Annotated in this window: 12 protein-coding genes; 3 read left to right on the top strand and 9 right to left on the bottom strand. The window is 43.2% G+C overall.

The features are described from left to right. Positions 1 to 11 precede the first annotated feature (11 nt). Entirely contained in the window at positions 12 to 2,657 is a 2,646-nt protein-coding gene (locus HMPREF2628_RS04175; protein ID WP_070842427.1) for a DEAD/DEAH box helicase family protein, read from the bottom strand. Positions 2,658 to 2,788: 131 nt separating this feature from the next. On the opposite strand from HMPREF2628_RS04175, the gene HMPREF2628_RS04180 reads away from it, so the two are divergent. Beyond that, complete coding sequence (locus tag HMPREF2628_RS04180; RefSeq protein WP_000076168.1) at positions 2,789 to 3,406, top strand: TVP38/TMEM64 family protein; 618 nt, start codon at positions 2,789 to 2,791, stop codon at positions 3,404 to 3,406. A gap of 42 nt (positions 3,407 to 3,448) precedes the next feature. Here the strand turns inward: HMPREF2628_RS04180 and scrK are convergent, their stop codons facing one another. After that, on the bottom strand, positions 3,449 to 4,336 hold the full coding sequence (gene scrK, locus HMPREF2628_RS04185; protein ID WP_049492068.1) for a fructokinase ScrK: 888 nt from the start codon (positions 4,334 to 4,336) through the stop codon (positions 3,449 to 3,451). Between the two features lie 149 nt (positions 4,337 to 4,485). Next, positions 4,486 to 6,369 carry a sucrose-specific PTS transporter subunit IIBC gene (locus tag HMPREF2628_RS04190; RefSeq protein WP_070842428.1) on the bottom strand — a complete coding sequence of 628 codons (1,884 nt, stop codon included), beginning with the start codon at positions 6,367 to 6,369 and terminating at the stop codon, positions 4,486 to 4,488. Positions 6,370 to 6,748: 379 nt separating this feature from the next. Here HMPREF2628_RS04190 and HMPREF2628_RS04195 point away from each other — a divergent pair, with 379 nt between their 5' ends. Together HMPREF2628_RS04195 and HMPREF2628_RS04200 are read left to right on the top strand one after the other, a co-directional pair. Beyond that, a complete protein-coding gene (locus HMPREF2628_RS04195) occupies positions 6,749 to 8,203 on the top strand; it encodes a sucrose-6-phosphate hydrolase (RefSeq protein WP_070842429.1) in 1,455 nt (484 codons plus the stop codon). Continuing rightward, positions 8,184 to 9,149, top strand: coding sequence for a LacI family DNA-binding transcriptional regulator (locus HMPREF2628_RS04200; protein WP_070842430.1), 966 nt, complete (start codon positions 8,184 to 8,186; stop codon positions 9,147 to 9,149). Before HMPREF2628_RS04195 ends, HMPREF2628_RS04200 begins: the two co-directional genes overlap by 20 nt. 35 nt (positions 9,150 to 9,184) lie before the next feature. Here HMPREF2628_RS04200 and HMPREF2628_RS04205 read toward each other — a convergent pair whose 3' ends face one another. From HMPREF2628_RS04205 to HMPREF2628_RS04230, 6 genes are all read right to left on the bottom strand, one after another. Then, complete coding sequence (locus tag HMPREF2628_RS04205; RefSeq protein WP_070842431.1) at positions 9,185 to 10,459, bottom strand: hydroxymethylglutaryl-CoA reductase, degradative; 1,275 nt, start codon at positions 10,457 to 10,459, stop codon at positions 9,185 to 9,187. Further along, positions 10,459 to 11,631 (bottom strand): hydroxymethylglutaryl-CoA synthase, encoded by a 1,173-nt coding sequence (locus HMPREF2628_RS04210; RefSeq protein ID WP_070842450.1) that lies wholly within the window; start codon positions 11,629 to 11,631, stop codon positions 10,459 to 10,461. The genes HMPREF2628_RS04205 and HMPREF2628_RS04210 overlap by 1 nt, the downstream gene beginning before the upstream one ends. A 113-nt stretch (positions 11,632 to 11,744) precedes the next feature. Next, the gene (locus HMPREF2628_RS04215; RefSeq protein ID WP_000176931.1) at positions 11,745 to 12,194 is read right to left on the bottom strand and encodes a threonine/serine exporter family protein; all 450 of its coding nucleotides are present in this window, start codon (positions 12,192 to 12,194) and stop codon (positions 11,745 to 11,747) included. 1 nt (position 12,195) lies between these two features. Then, positions 12,196 to 12,954, bottom strand: a complete 759-nt coding sequence (locus tag HMPREF2628_RS04220) for a threonine/serine exporter family protein (RefSeq protein WP_020903004.1) — start codon at positions 12,952 to 12,954, stop codon at positions 12,196 to 12,198. 103 nt (positions 12,955 to 13,057) lie between these two features. After that, the gene (gene pknB, locus HMPREF2628_RS04225) at positions 13,058 to 14,941 is read right to left on the bottom strand and encodes a Stk1 family PASTA domain-containing Ser/Thr kinase (RefSeq protein ID WP_070842432.1); all 1,884 of its coding nucleotides are present in this window, start codon (positions 14,939 to 14,941) and stop codon (positions 13,058 to 13,060) included. Beyond that, positions 14,938 to 15,678: a Stp1/IreP family PP2C-type Ser/Thr phosphatase gene (locus HMPREF2628_RS04230; RefSeq protein WP_049511028.1), complete on the bottom strand. Its 741-nt coding sequence runs from the start codon at positions 15,676 to 15,678 to the stop codon at positions 14,938 to 14,940. The genes pknB and HMPREF2628_RS04230 overlap by 4 nt, the downstream gene beginning before the upstream one ends. Positions 15,679 to 15,684: the final 6 nt, after the last annotated feature.

Here is a 15,684-nt window from a genome sequence, read left to right on the forward strand (position 1 = left end):
CTCACTTCCTTCTATTTCAAATCACTTTTGACCTTTTTCTTAGTAATGATGCGGTCGTTTTTGTTGGCTAGAGATTTGAGTCGAGCTTCTAGCAGGATTTTTCTCCCTACTTCGTTGCGGGTGTAAACGAGTTGGTAGTTGCCCAGATATGGTGCGACGGCATCTAGGAAGAGCTGGGCATCTTCCTTGCGTTTTTCAAAAAGGCTAGGAACCACAAAATACTTGGACTGACCTGCTGGTGCTTTTTTAGCTACTAAGAGGTAGCGTTGATTGTCCACGGGAGCAAAGAATTCACCCAAGGTCTGAGAGAAGAGCTCCTTATCTCGCATGCTGCCACCTTTTAGATAGGCAAATACGTTAAAGCTTTCCTTTTCCTCCTCGACCTGCACGCGCGACTGGTCATCAGACAAATGCCCGGCAGTCACCATGGCTTTGCGAATAGCTTCACCGATCTGGCGCAAGCGTTTATAAGGACTCTTGTAGCTGTAATAGCGAAAGGCTGTGATGGCTAGGAAGAGAACACAAAGAGCTGTCAGCCATGGCAAGGCAAAGAAGGTTAGTCGAACGACATAAGCTAGGAGACTAATGGCAAATACCATCAGAGCGTGGCGAAGCCACTTTTCAGCATCCGCTAGGGCAAGCAGAGGGATTCGTTTGCTGTCAGTTGCAACTTCATTGACAATCTCAATCTTATCAGCAACAATGAGAGATTCCTGCCATTTTTTACGTAAGGAGGCGCGATCCTTGGATAGTTCCATGATCTTCTCGTTATAGTCTTCGAGTTTCTTTTTCTTAAATGGGAACTCAGGAAAGTTTAAGCGGTCCAAACCTGTTTCAATAGTATCTTCCTTATAGGACAAGCCAAGGAAATGGTCCATACGACGGGCAAGGGTTTGTAGGTCCTGATAAGGATTGAGGTCTTGTTCTTCTTGATCCTCCTTAGAAAAGACTGGATTTTTGTAAGGTTTGATGGCTACTAGGTGCCAGATATTGCTGGTCTTATCTGGATGTCCTGGCCAGATACGGATGGCACGGCCCCGCATTTGATTGCTGAGCATAAAGCTTCCGACAAAACTTCCGAGGATGAGAGAGTTAACGCAAGGGGCATCCCATCCCTCTCCCAAGAGAGACTTGGTTCCGACCAAGACCTGGATAGAACCACGTTGGAAGAGCTCGGTCACTGCTGCAACCATCCCCTTAAAGCTGGATGGAAAGCCTACTTGGAGATAAGTACCTTGATCGAGTTTTCCAATGGCAGAGAAGCTTAAGCTAGTGTTTGGGATGAGTGCTTCAAGTTCTGCCTTGACACTAGCCGGTATGATCACGACACTACCAGAAAGGACTGCTATCGGGACAGACAAGCCTTGCTTTTGTGCACTTCTGCGAATGGTTTCAAAGTAAGGGAGGACACCTAATTGCGTGATTGGTGCTTGGTCATCTCCCAGATAACTGGCAAAATCCTTACGGATATAGTCCGCCAAGACCAACTGTCTCAAGTCCTTTCCTAGACTGGCATACTCGGTTTCAAAGATAGATGCAATCCCAGCTAGTTTTCCTAGAGATTGGTTGAGGATTTGGTCATTGGCCTTGGATTTGACCAAGAAAACCTGACGTTTTTCAATCAGTCCTCTTGATTTCAGTTCTGCTTCTATCTTTTTCTTTGTCTCCTGCGGATCCTCATACCAGTCAGGAGTCTGATAGAGAAGGCCTTGCAAGAGAACTTCTAACCAATAATAATTGAGAGCAGGCAAGCCTTCAGCTCCCAGTAAATCTCGTAGATGCTTGGGAATTTCCTGTTTTTGAGCTTGTAGATAAATGAGGAGTGCTGAGAGATATTTTGGATCCTCAAGGAGCATATCCGCAGAAATTTCCCCTTTGAGAACTTTGGAACTCCGAATCAACTCTTGGAAGTCAGGATCAACGACTAGTTGACTGACATACTGCCACTTGGTGTCTTCAAACTCCTCCAAGCGCTTGTCCTCTTCCTTGGTCGGAAAACAGATATAGACAAAATCCTGATGAGGACAAAGAGTGTCTTCCTTGACCAGTTCTGGCACTGTGATTTCTTGGTCAATCTCGCCACACATCTGGAGATAGCGATCCCAGAGTTCTGGCTCACTGTCATAAGGCGGTGTCGCAGTGAGAGAGATGACTTGCAGTTGCTGGTAGTTTTTACGGAAGTCTTCTAGACTTTTCCACCATTCATTTCTCAAGTGATGGCATTCGTCCAGACAGAGGGTTTCGACACCCCTTTCCTTTAGTCTAGCAAGCAGGTCAAAGCCTACAAAATCCTCAACCTCGCCGTTATCTTCTTGAGATTGTACCTGTTGCATAGCGCTGTGAAAGGCTTGATAGGTGGCGATGGTGATTTGCTTCATGTCCTTGAGATTTTGAGACACTAGACTTGTGACCTGGTTCTCATCCTCTAAAAAGGCCTGGCGAATCCTTTCTACCCATTGTTCTCGGATGGTGACCGTCGGCACCAAAACGAGAGCAGGTTTATCAAAGCGGGCAATCAACTCGATCCCTATAGTTGTTTTCCCTGAACCTGGTGCTGCCACCAAGTGAACATGCCCATCTGCTTGGTATTCTTGGAAGTTGTCCAAGACCTGTTTTTGGTAGTTGCGCCAAGTCCCATTAAACTTTAATCCCAACATGATTCTTCCTCAATCTAGTTTAGCATTTGATTATTTCCATTTTACCATAATTATTCTACCTCTAGACACTCAGATAGTTTAAAACCGTAAATTATGGTATAGTAGAGTTATACTATCTATGAGGAGTTTACATGTCACAGGATAAACAAATGAAAGCTGTTTCTCCCCTTCTGCAGCAAGTTATCAATATCTCATCGATTGTCGGTGGGGTTGGGAGTTTGATTTTCTGTATTTGGGCTTATCAGGCTGGGATTTTACAGTCTAAGGAAACCCTCTCTGCTTTTATCCAGCAGGCAGGTATCTGGGGTCCACCTCTCTTTATCTTTTTACAGATTTTACAAACGGTCGTCCCTATCATTCCTGGGGCCTTGACCTCGGTGGCTGGGGTCTTTATCTACGGCCACATCATCGGTACGATCTACAACTATATCGGCATCGTGATTGGCTGTGCCATTATCTTTTATCTGGTGCGCCTCTACGGAGCTGCCTTTGTCCAGTCTGTCGTCAGCAAGCGCACCTATGACAAGTATATCGGTTGGTTGGATAAGGGCAATCGTTTTGACCGTTTCTTTATTTTTATGATGATTTGGCCCATTAGCCCAGCTGACTTTCTCTGTATGCTAGCTGCCCTGACCAAGATGAGCTTCAAGCGCTATATGACCATCATCATTCTAACTAAGCCCTTTACCCTCGTGGTTTATACCTACGGTCTGACCTATATTATCGACTTCTTCTGGCAAATGCTTTGACATGTAAAAAATCCGTTTGGTTTCCCAAGCGGATTTTGTACTTTATTTTGAAACTTCTTTTGCAAGGACAAAGTTCCCAAGTGTGGCAGAACCATTTCCTGCGACTGCTGGAGTCACGATATATTCACGCACATCTGGTACTGGTAGGTAACCATTGAGAAGAGCTGTAAATTTCTCACGGACACGGTCCAGCATGTGTTGTTGAGCCATGACCCCTCCACCAAAGACAATCACGTCTGGGCGGAAAGTCACTGTCGCATTAACCGCAGCTTGAGCGATATAGTAGGCTTGAACATCCCAAACAGGGTTGTTGAGTTCAATATTTTCCCCACGAACACCTGTACGAGCTTCCAAACTTGGACCAGCTGCATAGCCTTCCAGACATCCCTTATGGAAAGGACAAACACCCTTAAACTCTTTTTCAATATCCATTGGGTGTCTAGCCACATAGTAATGACCCATTTCAGGGTGACCCACACCGCCGATAAACTCACCACGTTGGATAACACCTGCACCGATACCTGTACCGATTGTGTAGTAAACCAAGTTTTCGATACGACCACCAGCATTATTACGGGCAACCACTTCACCATAAGCAGAGCTGTTTACGTCTGTAGTGAAGTACATTGGCACGTTGAGGGCGCGACGAAGGGCACCAAGCAAGTCCACATTTGCCCAGTTTGGTTTTGGAGTCGTCGTGATAAAGCCATAGGTTTTTGAGTTTTTATCAATATCAATCGGACCAAATGAACCAACTGCAAGACCAGCAAGATTATCGAATTTTGAGAAGAACTCGATGGTTTTATCGATTGTTTCGATTGGAGTTGTTGTTGGAAATTGTGTTTTTTCTACAACGTTAAAGTTCTCATCACCGACAGCACAGACAAACTTTGTACCGCCCGCTTCCAAGCTTCCATATAATTTTGTCATGATAAACCTCTTGTTTTTATTTTCTTTATTATAGCATATTTCGAAAGTCTAAATTTCTCTATTTTTTAGATTTTCCTCTGTAAATCTTACCATTCAAGCAAAAACGAACAAACATGTCATTTGTTCGTTTTCACTTTAGAGAGGATTGATTAGATTTTCACTTCGATAACAGCATCACCCTTCGCAACTGAACCTGTTGCGACTGGAGCTACTGAAGCGTAGTCAGCTGTGTTTGTAACGATAACCATTGTTGTATCATCAAGGCCAGCTGCAGCGATTTTGTTTGAGTCAAATGTTCCAAGAACATCGCCAGCTTTGACCTTGTCACCTTGAGCAACTTTTGCTTCAAAACCGTCACCGTTCATTGTTACAGTGTCGATACCAACGTGGATCAAAACTTCAGCACCATCAGTTGTTTTCAAACCAAAAGCGTGTCCAGTTGGAAATGCGATTGAAACTTCAGCATCAGCTGGTGCATAGACCACACCTTGACTAGGTTTCACAGCGATACCTTGTCCCATAGCTCCACTTGAGAATACTGGGTCATTGACATCAGCAAGAGCGACAACATCACCAACGATAGGAGTGACAAGTGTTTCATTTTGAAGAGCAATAACATTTCCAGTAACTGCTTCTTCAACGAAGCGTTCTGTAGTAGTTCCTTCAGCAACCTCTACTTCATCTTCGTAACCAAACATGTAAGTAAGAGCAAAACCAAGTGCAAATGATACAGCTACCATAAGAAGGTATAGTGGAAGTTGTCCATTACCGGCATAAAGCATTGTTCCAGGGATGATGGTGATACCACTACCAGTACCAGCAAGTCCAAGGATTGAAGCCAATCCACCACCGATTGCACCAGCAATCAATGAAAGGAAGAATGGTTTACGGAAGCGCAAGTTCACCCCGAAGATAGCAGGCTCTGTAATACCTAGGAAGGCAGAAAGAGCAGCTGGGAAAGCAAGTGTTTTCAGTTTTGGATTTTTAGTTTTAACACCAACCGCAACAGTTGCAGCACCTTGGGCTGTCATAGCCGCAGTGATGATAGCGTTGAATGGGTTAGCATGGTCAGCAGCGAGTAATTGAACTTCAAGCAAGTTGAAGATGTGGTGCACACCTGACACGACAATCAATTGGTGAACCCCACCAATCAAGAAACCACCAAGACCAAATGGTAAGCTAAGGATCGCTTTTGTAGCGATAAGGATGTAGTTTTCAACGACGTGGAAAACTGGTCCAATGACAAAGAGTCCAAGGATAGACATGACCAAAAGTGTCACGAATGGGGTTACCAAGAGGTCAATGACATCTGGAACAACCTTGCGGACAGCTTTTTCAAATTTAGCTCCGACAACCCCGATGATGAAGGCTGGAAGAACTGAACCTTGCAAACCAACAACAGGAATGAAACCAAAGAAGTTCATAGCAGTTACTTCACCACCTTGAGCAACTGCCCAAGCGTTTGGAAGTGAGCCAGAAACAAGCATCATACCAAGAACGATACCAACGGCTGGATTTCCACCGAATACACGGAAGGTTGACCACACAACCAAACCTGGCAAGATGATAAAGGCTGTATCTGTCAAGATTTGAGTGTAAGTTGCAAAGTCACCTGGAAGTGGCATTTCAAGAGCGTTGAAAAGACCACGAACACCCATGAAGAGACCTGTCGCTACGATAACTGGGATGATTGGAACGAAAACGTCACCGAAAGTACGGATAGCACGTTGGAACCAGTTCCCTTGTTTAGCAGCTTCTGCTTTCATGTCATCTTTAGATGATGTTGGCAAACCAAGTGCAACAACTTCATCGTACATTTTGTTAACTGTACCTGTACCAAAGATGATTTGGTATTGACCTGAGTTAAAGAAAGCACCTTGAACTTTTTCCAAGTTCTCAATCACTTCTTTATTGATTTTTCCTTCATCTTTGACCATGACACGAAGACGAGTCGCACAGTGAGCTACACTGTTGACATTTTCACGTCCGCCCAAGGCATCGATGACTTTTTTTGCAATTTCCTGATTGTTCATTTGCAAAAATCTCCTTATATAAAATTTTGTTCTTGTTTGAAAGCGATTTTATTCGCCCTACGACTATTATTTTATCATGTTTTAGAAATATGTCAAGCGTTTTGCAGAAAAAATATCATTTCCACTTAGTAGCCTTGCTTTAGATTGATTGTTTTTGACTGTTTTAGCAGATAACACTTAAAAAAATAAGTTTAAAATCTTTGTTATCAGGATTCTATTTCATTATCTTTCATCTTTTCTTGAAAAGTTGATTGATTTCCTGTATTTATTTTATGACAAACGTTTGACAGTTTTTTCTCTTTTTTAACATAAAAGGCTTGCATTTTTGCTCGAAAACGGTTACTATTAAAAGTGATAAGATTTTCGGAGGAATGAATGAATGGAATGGACAACTGAGCGTCGTTACAGACTTTATCAAGATTGGACGCAAGAAGAAATTCAACATATAAAGGAAAATATGGCACAATCTCCATGGCATACTCATTACCATGTTGAGCCAAAAACAGGACTTCTCAACGACCCAAATGGCTTTTCTTACTTTGATGGCAAGTGGATTGTTTTTTATCAGAACTTCCCTTTTGGTGCAGCCCACGGCTTAAAATCTTGGGTGCAGCTTGAAAGTGATGATTTGGTTCACTTTAGAGAAACTGGAGTCAAAGTTTTGCCTGATACTCCATTAGATAGCCATGGTGCCTACTCTGGTTCTGCTATGCAGTTTGGCGACAACTTGTTCCTATTTTATACAGGAAATGTCCGTGATGAAAACTGGATCCGTCACCCTTACCAGATTGGTGCTTTGATGGATAAGGATGGCAAGATTACGAAGATTGACAAGATCTTGATTGATCAGCCAGCAGACTCAACTGACCACTTCCGTGATCCGCAAATTTTTAACTTCAAGGGCCAATACTATGCTATCGTCGGTGGACAGGACTTGGAGAAAAAAGGCTTTGTCCGTCTCTACAAGGCTGTTGACAACGACTACACAAACTGGCAAGCTGTTGGCGATCTTGACTTTGCTAACGACCGCACTGCCTACATGATGGAATGCCCGAATCTGGTCTTTGTAGGGGATCAATCTGTCCTCCTCTACTGCCCACAAGGATTGGATAAGAAAGTTCTAGACTATGACAATATCTATCCAAATATGTATAAGATTGGGGCTTCCTTTGACCCTGAAAATGCCAAAATGGTAGATGTGTCTCAACTTCAAAACATGGACTATGGTTTCGAAGCCTATGCAACTCAAGCCTTCAACGCTCCTGATGGACGTGCTCTAGCTGTCAGCTGGCTTGGCTTGCCTGATGTTTCATATCCATCTGACCGTTTTGACCACCAAGGAACCTTCTCTTTGGTCAAAGAACTCACTATCAAAGACGGCAAACTCTACCAATTCCCAGTCGCAGCTGTCAAGGACCTTCGTGCCTCTGAAGAAGCCTTCTCAAATCGTGCTCAAACCAATAACACTTACGAACTTGAACTCAGCTTGGAAGCCAATAGCCAGAGCGAGATTACCTTACTTGCTGATAAAGAGGGCAAGGGACTTTCCATCAACTTTGACCTTGTAAATGGTCAAGTGACAGTGGATCGTGGCCAGGCTGGAGAACAGTATGCCCAAGAATTTGGAACTACTCGTTCTTGCCCTATCGAGAATCAGGCTACTACTGCTACGATTTTCATCGATAACTCTGTCTTTGAAATTTTCATCAATAAAGGAGAAAAAGTATTTTCTGGTCGTGTCTTCCCACATGAGGACCAAAATGGTATCCTGATTAAATCTGGAAACCCAACTGGAACTTACTATGAATTAGATTATGGTCGCAAAACTAACTGATGTCGCCAAACTTGCAGGCGTCAGCCCTACTACCGTTTCTCGGGTTATCAATAAAAAAGGGTATCTATCTGAAAAAACCATTCAAAAGGTAAATGAAGCCATGCGAGAACTGGGCTATAAACCCAACAACCTAGCTCGCAGTCTACAAGGAAAATCAGCTAAGTTAATCGGTTTGATTTTCCCAAATATTTCCAATGTTTTCTATGCAGAATTGATTGATAAGCTGGAACACCAATTCTTTAAAAATGGTTACAAGACCATCATCTGCAACAGCGAACACGACTCTGAGAAGGAACGTGAATACATCGAAATGTTGGAAGCCAATCAGGTAGACGGCATCATTTCTGGTAGTCACAACTTGGGAATCGAAGACTACAATCGCGTGACGGCGCCGATTATTTCCTTTGACCGAAACCTATCGCCAGACATCCCAGTCGTCTCCTCTGACAACTATGCTGGTGGGGTTCTTGCTGCCCAGACCTTGGTTAAGACAGGCGCCCAGTCTATCATCATGATTACAGGGAATGACAATTCTAATTCGCCAACTGGACTACGCCACGCTGGCTTCGCATCTGTACTCCCAAAAGCCCCCATTATCAATGTTTCCAGTGACTTTTCTCCTGTCAGAAAAGAAATGGAAATCAAGAATATCTTGACCCGACAAAAGCCTGATGCCATTTTTGCTTCGGATGATTTGACAGCTATTCTGGTCATTAAAATTGCTCAAGAACTGGGCATTTCTGTCCCAGAAGAGCTCAAGGTCATCGGTTATGATGGGACTTACTTTATCGAGAATTACTATCCTCAACTCGCGACCATCAAGCAACCTTTGGAAGAGATTGCCTGCCTCACTGTTGATCTTCTCTTGCAAAAGATTGAAGGCAAGGAAGTCGCAACAACTGGTTACTTCTTACCGGTTACTCTATTACCAGGAAAAAGTATTTAAACACAAAAAAACTCAGACCAATTCGTCTGAGTTTTTTATGATCTTAAATTTTCGAGATAGCACTGGGCTGTCTCTAAGTTAAAGGTTTTATCTGCGATGAGTCGCTCAACTAGGGGAGCTACCTCGGATTCACTAGCACCTGCTAGGAGTGCCAAGGATTTGGCCTGCAATTTCATGTGGCCTTGCTGGATTCCTGTACTCACCAAGGCTTTGAGGGCAGCAAAATTTTGGGCAAGCCCGATAGACACGATAATCTGGGCTAATTCTTTGGCAGAAGGATTCCCCAGTAGTTCATGACTGAGAGCTACACGAGGGTTGAGACCAATTGAGCCACCCTTGGTCGCTACAGGCATGGGCAGGGTCATCTGGCCCACCAATTCTTCTCTTTCAAGGTCCAGCGTCCATTGACTAAGACTTTGGTAATGTCCATCTCGACTGGCAAAGGCATGGGCCCCGGATTCGATGGCACGCCAGTCATTACCAGTAGCAATTAAAATGGCATCAATACCATTAAAAATCCCTTTATTGTGAGTAGCAGCTCGGTAAGGATCAGCTTGCGCCAATTGGCTAGCCAAAGCCATTTTCTCCGCAATCTCTCGTCCTTGATCCTTTTGGCGGCTCAAGTAGCGAAAAGCGATGCGACAACTTGCAGTCACCAGAGAATCGGTCGCGTAGTTGGAAAGGATTCCCATAAGACTCTGCCCCTGGCTGAGTTCTTCCAAGACTGGTTTCAAGGCTTCCAGCATGGTGTTGAGCATATTGGCTCCCATGGCTTCCTGGGTATCGACATGAAGATAAACAACGAGAAAGTCTGTTTCACCTTTGATCTGCTCTACATGCAAATCACGCGCCCCACCTCCACGTTTAACGATAGAAGGATAGGCTTGATTGGCAAGTTCCAAGAGTTCTGCTTTCTTGTCGACAATCTTCTCTTGCGCTAGATCAGGATCATCAACTTGATAAAGGGCTACCTGACCAATCATCCGGCGCTCATGAACCTGAGCAGTAAAGCCTCCTGCACGCTTGATGATTTTACTGGCATAGCTGGCCGCAGCAACCACGGACGGTTCTTCTGTCACATAGGGAACGGTGTATTCCTGATCATTGACAAGAACCTCTGGAACCAGCGAATAAGGCAGAGAAAAAGTTCCCACTACATTCTCACTCAGCTGGTCTGCCACAGTCACACTCATCTGTTCATCCTGCTCCAAACTAGTTTGCTTCTCAGGACTAAGGAGCGCCTGAGCTTTTAACAACTCAAGGCGCTCTTGGTATGATTTTTTAGAAAATCCATTCCAACTTATCTTCATTATTTTTCAACCTTGCTATAACGGCGTTGGTGGTCCACAATTTCAACCAAGGCAAAATCTTGATTTTCATAGCCAGCAAACTGGGCAGAGTTTGTTTCATCTAAGTCTACTTCCTCAAAGAAGACTTTTTCATAGTCTGCAATAGACAGGGCAGTTCGTTGGTTGAGCTTGTTCAAACGGTCCTTATCCAGATAAGCTTCATATCCTTCAACCAATTCACCACTGAAGAACTCAGCTACAGCCCCACTTCCGTAACTATAAAGGGCAATTTTATCCCCAGACTTCAAGCTATCTGTATTTTCCAAGAGAGACAAGAGTCCGAGGAAGAGAGAACCTGTATAGATATTCCCCACCTTTTGACTGTAGAGAATAGACTGGTCAAAGTGGTTTTGCAAGAGGTCTTTTTTCTCTTGAGGCAGGCTCTTATCCATGATTTTTTTCAAGCCTTTTAGCGCTAATTTAGGATAAGGCAAGTGGAAGCAAACAGCTGCAAAATCATCCAAAGTAAGCTGGTAGCGTTTTTGGTATTCAAGCCAAGTCGTTTTCAAACTATCCAAATATTGCTGGGTAGAATAAACACCATTTACATAAGGAGTTGTTGAGTAATTTGGACGCCAGAAATCCATGATGTCACGAGTCTGAGCTACATTGTCATTATTAAAGGCCATAATGCGCGGATTTTGTGTAATCAACATAGCCACACTTCCAGCACCTTGAGTTGGTTCTCCTGGAGTTTCAATACCATACTTGGCAATATCACTTGCAATGACTAAGACTTTAGACTCTGGAGAATTTTCCACATGCAATTTGGCATAATGAAGGGCAGCTGTCGCTCCATAGCAGGCTTCTTTAATCTCGAAACTACGAGCAAATGGCTGGATGCCCAGCAAGCCATGTACAAAGACGGCCGCAGCCTTACTCTGATCAATTCCTGACTCAGTAGCCACAATGACCATGTCAATTTCTTGTCTTTCTTGCTCAGTTAAAATAGAGTCACTTGCACTGGCTGCCAAGGTCACGATGTCCTCAGTTAGGGGCGCAATACTCAATTCTTTGAGCAAGAGTCCTTTACTTAATTTTTCAGGGTCAATTCCCCTCGCTTCTGCTAAGTCTTGTAATTTCAAGACATATTGACTGGTCGCAAAACCAATCTTATCAATACCGATTGTCATATTTACCTCTGTTTTATCATTCATTGTAAAAAATCGTTCTATACTATTTTATCACAAATAGCAGTAAAAGAGAGAAAAAAGACTTGATTCACCAAATCAAGTCGCTTATTATTCTAACCATTATACTGTTTTCGTAAGTGAGAATAAAGTCTGAGAATCACTGTTCCGCTAGCCATGCCAATAGAAATCACCAAAGCCAACATAACAACCAAGGTAGCACTGGCAATGGCGTGACTGTAATCTCCCGTCACAAAAAAGGCAGTTGTCCGATAAGAAAGATAACCCGGAACCAAAGGTGCCAAGATGGCCAAGATAAAGACTACAGCAGGTGTCTTATAAAGAATACTTAAAATCTGGCTGACACAAGAACCAATAATGGCCGCAATGAAGGTAGCCACAATAACATTGGTTGGTTCCTTGAGCAAGAGATAGATTAGCCAGACAGCCATGCCCAAAATCCCTCCAGGTAAGAGCATAGAGCGTTGCACATTGAGTACGATTAAAAAAGTGATAATAGCAAGAAGACTTGCTACTGCTTGTAATAAAAAGGTTGTTAGTGTCATATTAGTTCATCAATACCAAGGCGACAGAAGTTCCCGCCCCTAAAGCAAGGGTAATGAGCAGAGATTCAAACATCTTACTCATACCAGAGTTTATGTGGTTAGTCATAATATCACGAACTGCATTGGTCAAGGCAATACCTGGTACAAACGGCATGACCGCACCAGCTATAATCAAATCTGCCGTTGAAGGAAAACCTGTGTAGCGAGCCCAAAACTGGGCAATCATCCCAAATACAAAAGCTCCAGCAAAGGCCGTCACAAAGGGAATTCGGATAAACTTCTCCACATAGAGTGAAAAGGCAAAGCCAAATAAGGTAGCTACTCCTGCCCCAAGTGCGTCGTAGATATTTCCACTAAACATAATTGAAAAGAAAGGAGCGCTAAAGGTCGCAGCCAAAGTTACCTGCAACTTAGTATAAGGAAGGGGCTGGGCTTGCAAGGCCTTCAATTGCTTGAAGGCTGTCTCTAAATCAATCTGCCCCCCTACCAACTGACGAGAAATCTGATTCACATCGCAGACTTTTTCGATGTTATAAGAAGAGGAAGTCACGCGTTTCATTCGCGAAATATTGGTATTTTCAATGGAGAAAAAGATAGCAGCAGGCATGGCAAGAACATTGCAATCCACAATCCCCTGCGAATGCGCAATACGAATCATGGTATCTTCTACGCGATGAATCTCTGAACCACTTTTGAGAAGAATGGTCCCTGCTAGCATAATGACATCGATAACGGCATTTAATTCTCTTGATTCTTCCATGCGTTCCTCCTTTTATCAACTCTTTCTATTCTATCACAAATCTGGAGTCAAAAAAAATCTTTGCCATGAAATCATGACAAAGATTGAATTATGTATATGAAGTCTATTGATTTCGTTGACTTCCAGTTCCATCTTGTGTAGGTGTTGTTGGATGGTTACCTTGTGTTGGGTTTGTAGTATCAGTTTGACCAGAATTATGTTCTGACGAAGGTAGACTACTTGAAGGTGAAGTTTTTTTAGGTTTATAAATATATAGTTTAACTATCGGATTGCTTAAATCGAGTTTTTCATCCGGTGCAGGACTTTGTTTCGCAATCTCGCCTTCTTTAATTCCTTCTTGTCCTATCTCCACTTCTTTAATTTCAATTCTATCTTCACTAATACCTATACTTTTAAGATTATTTCTAGCAAATTCAAGACTCGAGCCAATGTAGTTTGGCATTGAAATAAAATTTACTTTTTTAGCAACAGTTTTAGCAACAGTCAGAACAATTTGAGTTGCCTTGCTAAGATCGTAGGTTGTTCCCTCCGGTAAACTCTGTTTCATGATTGTACCGGCTTCGAATTCGTTGGATTCTTCTTCCTCAATCTTAATCAGATTTTCTGGAACCTTCTTACCTTTCAACTCTGCCACTACATCACTAGATTTTCTTCTAATATAGTTTCCGAGTTGGAAGGATTGCTGACCAGAAGACACAATCAAATTAATTTTTGTTCCTTCTTTGCGTGTCGTACCGGCGTCAGGATCGGTACGAATAACACGACCTTCTTCAACCTTATCACTAGCCTCTGTTTTTTCTTCACCAACCTCAAAATTGGCTTTCTTAAGCGCTTCTTTAGCCTCAGCAACCGTCTGACCTGCCACCTTTGGAACGGCAATGGTAGCGGGCGTTCTATATAAAATCCATACTAAGGATGCCACAACCAACAAGAAGGTCGCAAATAAAATTGGATAACGTGCTTTCAGGCGACGCCGTTTGGTTAGCTTTGGACTAGGTACTGGTTTTTCTGTCTGATGAGGCTGGGGCTTAGTTTGAGGTCTTCCCTCTTGTACCGGAGCTTTAGGAATAGAAGTCAAGGTACTTTGTGGAACTTTAGGAAGAGTTTTAGTATCTGCCTTAGTTGCATCGTCAAAGACTAGCTTTGGTTCATTACGACGATTATTAGACAAACTACTCGACAAATCCACATACATTTCAGCGACTGATTTGTAGCGATCTGTCAATTTCTTAGCAGTTGCCTTGATAACAACATTTTCTAAAGCCTGAGGCACAGATGGATTTTCAGCTATAACCGATGGCAGTGGTTTCTGGAAATGCTGGAGGGCGATGGTCACTGCGCTATCCCCATCGTAAGGAATATGACCTGTCAGCATCTCATAGAAAATAATTCCCATGGCATAGATATCACTCTGCACAGTTGCTTTAGAACCACGCGCCTGCTCTGGAGACAAATAATGAACGGAACCTAGCATTGAGTTGGTCTGAGTCAGACTTGTCTCTGCAAAGGCTACTGCGATCCCAAAGTCTGTAACCTTGGCAGTCCCATCTGGGGTCAAAAGGATATTTTGCGGTTTCAAATCCCTATGAACAATCCCTCGAGTATGGGCTAAGCGCATAGCCAGAAGGATTTGTCCCATGATTCGAATCGCTTCTTCATTTGAAAGAGGGTGATGTTCCTTGATATAGCGTTTGAGATCTAACCCAGCAACATATTCCATTGCGAGATACTGTTGTCCCTCTTCTTCACCGATATCTGTAATCCGAACGATATGAGGATGGTCCAAATCTGCCATGGCTCTCGCTTCCCGCTGAAAACGAGCCACAGCAATCGGGTCTGTCTGGTAGTTGGTCCTCAGGACCTTTACCGCCACTTCTTCCCCATCTAGAATCAAATCTTTAGCCAAGTAAACATCTGCCATGCCTCCTCGGCCAATCTGTTTGAGAATCCGATACCGCCCGGCAAAAATCTTGCCGATTTGGATCATTCTGTTTCCTCCTCATTAACAGCAATAAGGGCAACTGTGATGTTATCTAAACCACCTGCATTGTTGGCAAAACGGATCAAGGTTGCTGCCTTATCTTCCAAAGAAATATCGCTGGTTACAATATCAGAAATCTCACTTCCTGAAATCATATTTGTCAAACCATCGCTATTGAGTAAGAGATAGTCCCCAGGCTCAAGGGTGATTATTCCAAAATCAGGCTGAATTTCATCTTTTTGACCAATAGATTGAGTAATAATATTTTTCTGTGGATGGCTAGCAGCTTCTTCTGGCGTCAATTGACCTGCCTTAAGCAATTCATTGACCAAAGAATGGTCGCTCGTTAACTGGTGGTATTCTTCTCCACGAATCAAACCGATACGAGAATCTCCGATGTGAGCATAAATAGCCTGATTATCAATAATGGCTACAGCCTCAAGGGTTGTTCCCATTCCTTTATAGGCTTCAGTTTGTCCCAATTGGTTAATCCTTTGATTTTCAATCTCAAGGTTGTTCGCAAACCATTCACGCACTTCATTAACCGTATCGATTTGTGTATCAACCCAAGCTACACCCAGGTCTGTTACCGCCATCTCACTAGCGATATTCCCTGCGCGATGACCTCCCATACCATCAGCTAGGATAATCATGGTACGTCCAGCTCTATTGACATAGTGGTTGACATAGTCTTGGTTATTTGTTCGTTTCTGACCAACATCTGTTAATAATGAAATTTCCATGTGTTA

It is taken from the genome of Streptococcus sp. HMSC063B03, from assembly GCF_001836965.1.
Classification (GTDB): Bacteria; Bacillota; Bacilli; order Lactobacillales; family Streptococcaceae; genus Streptococcus; species Streptococcus pneumoniae_F.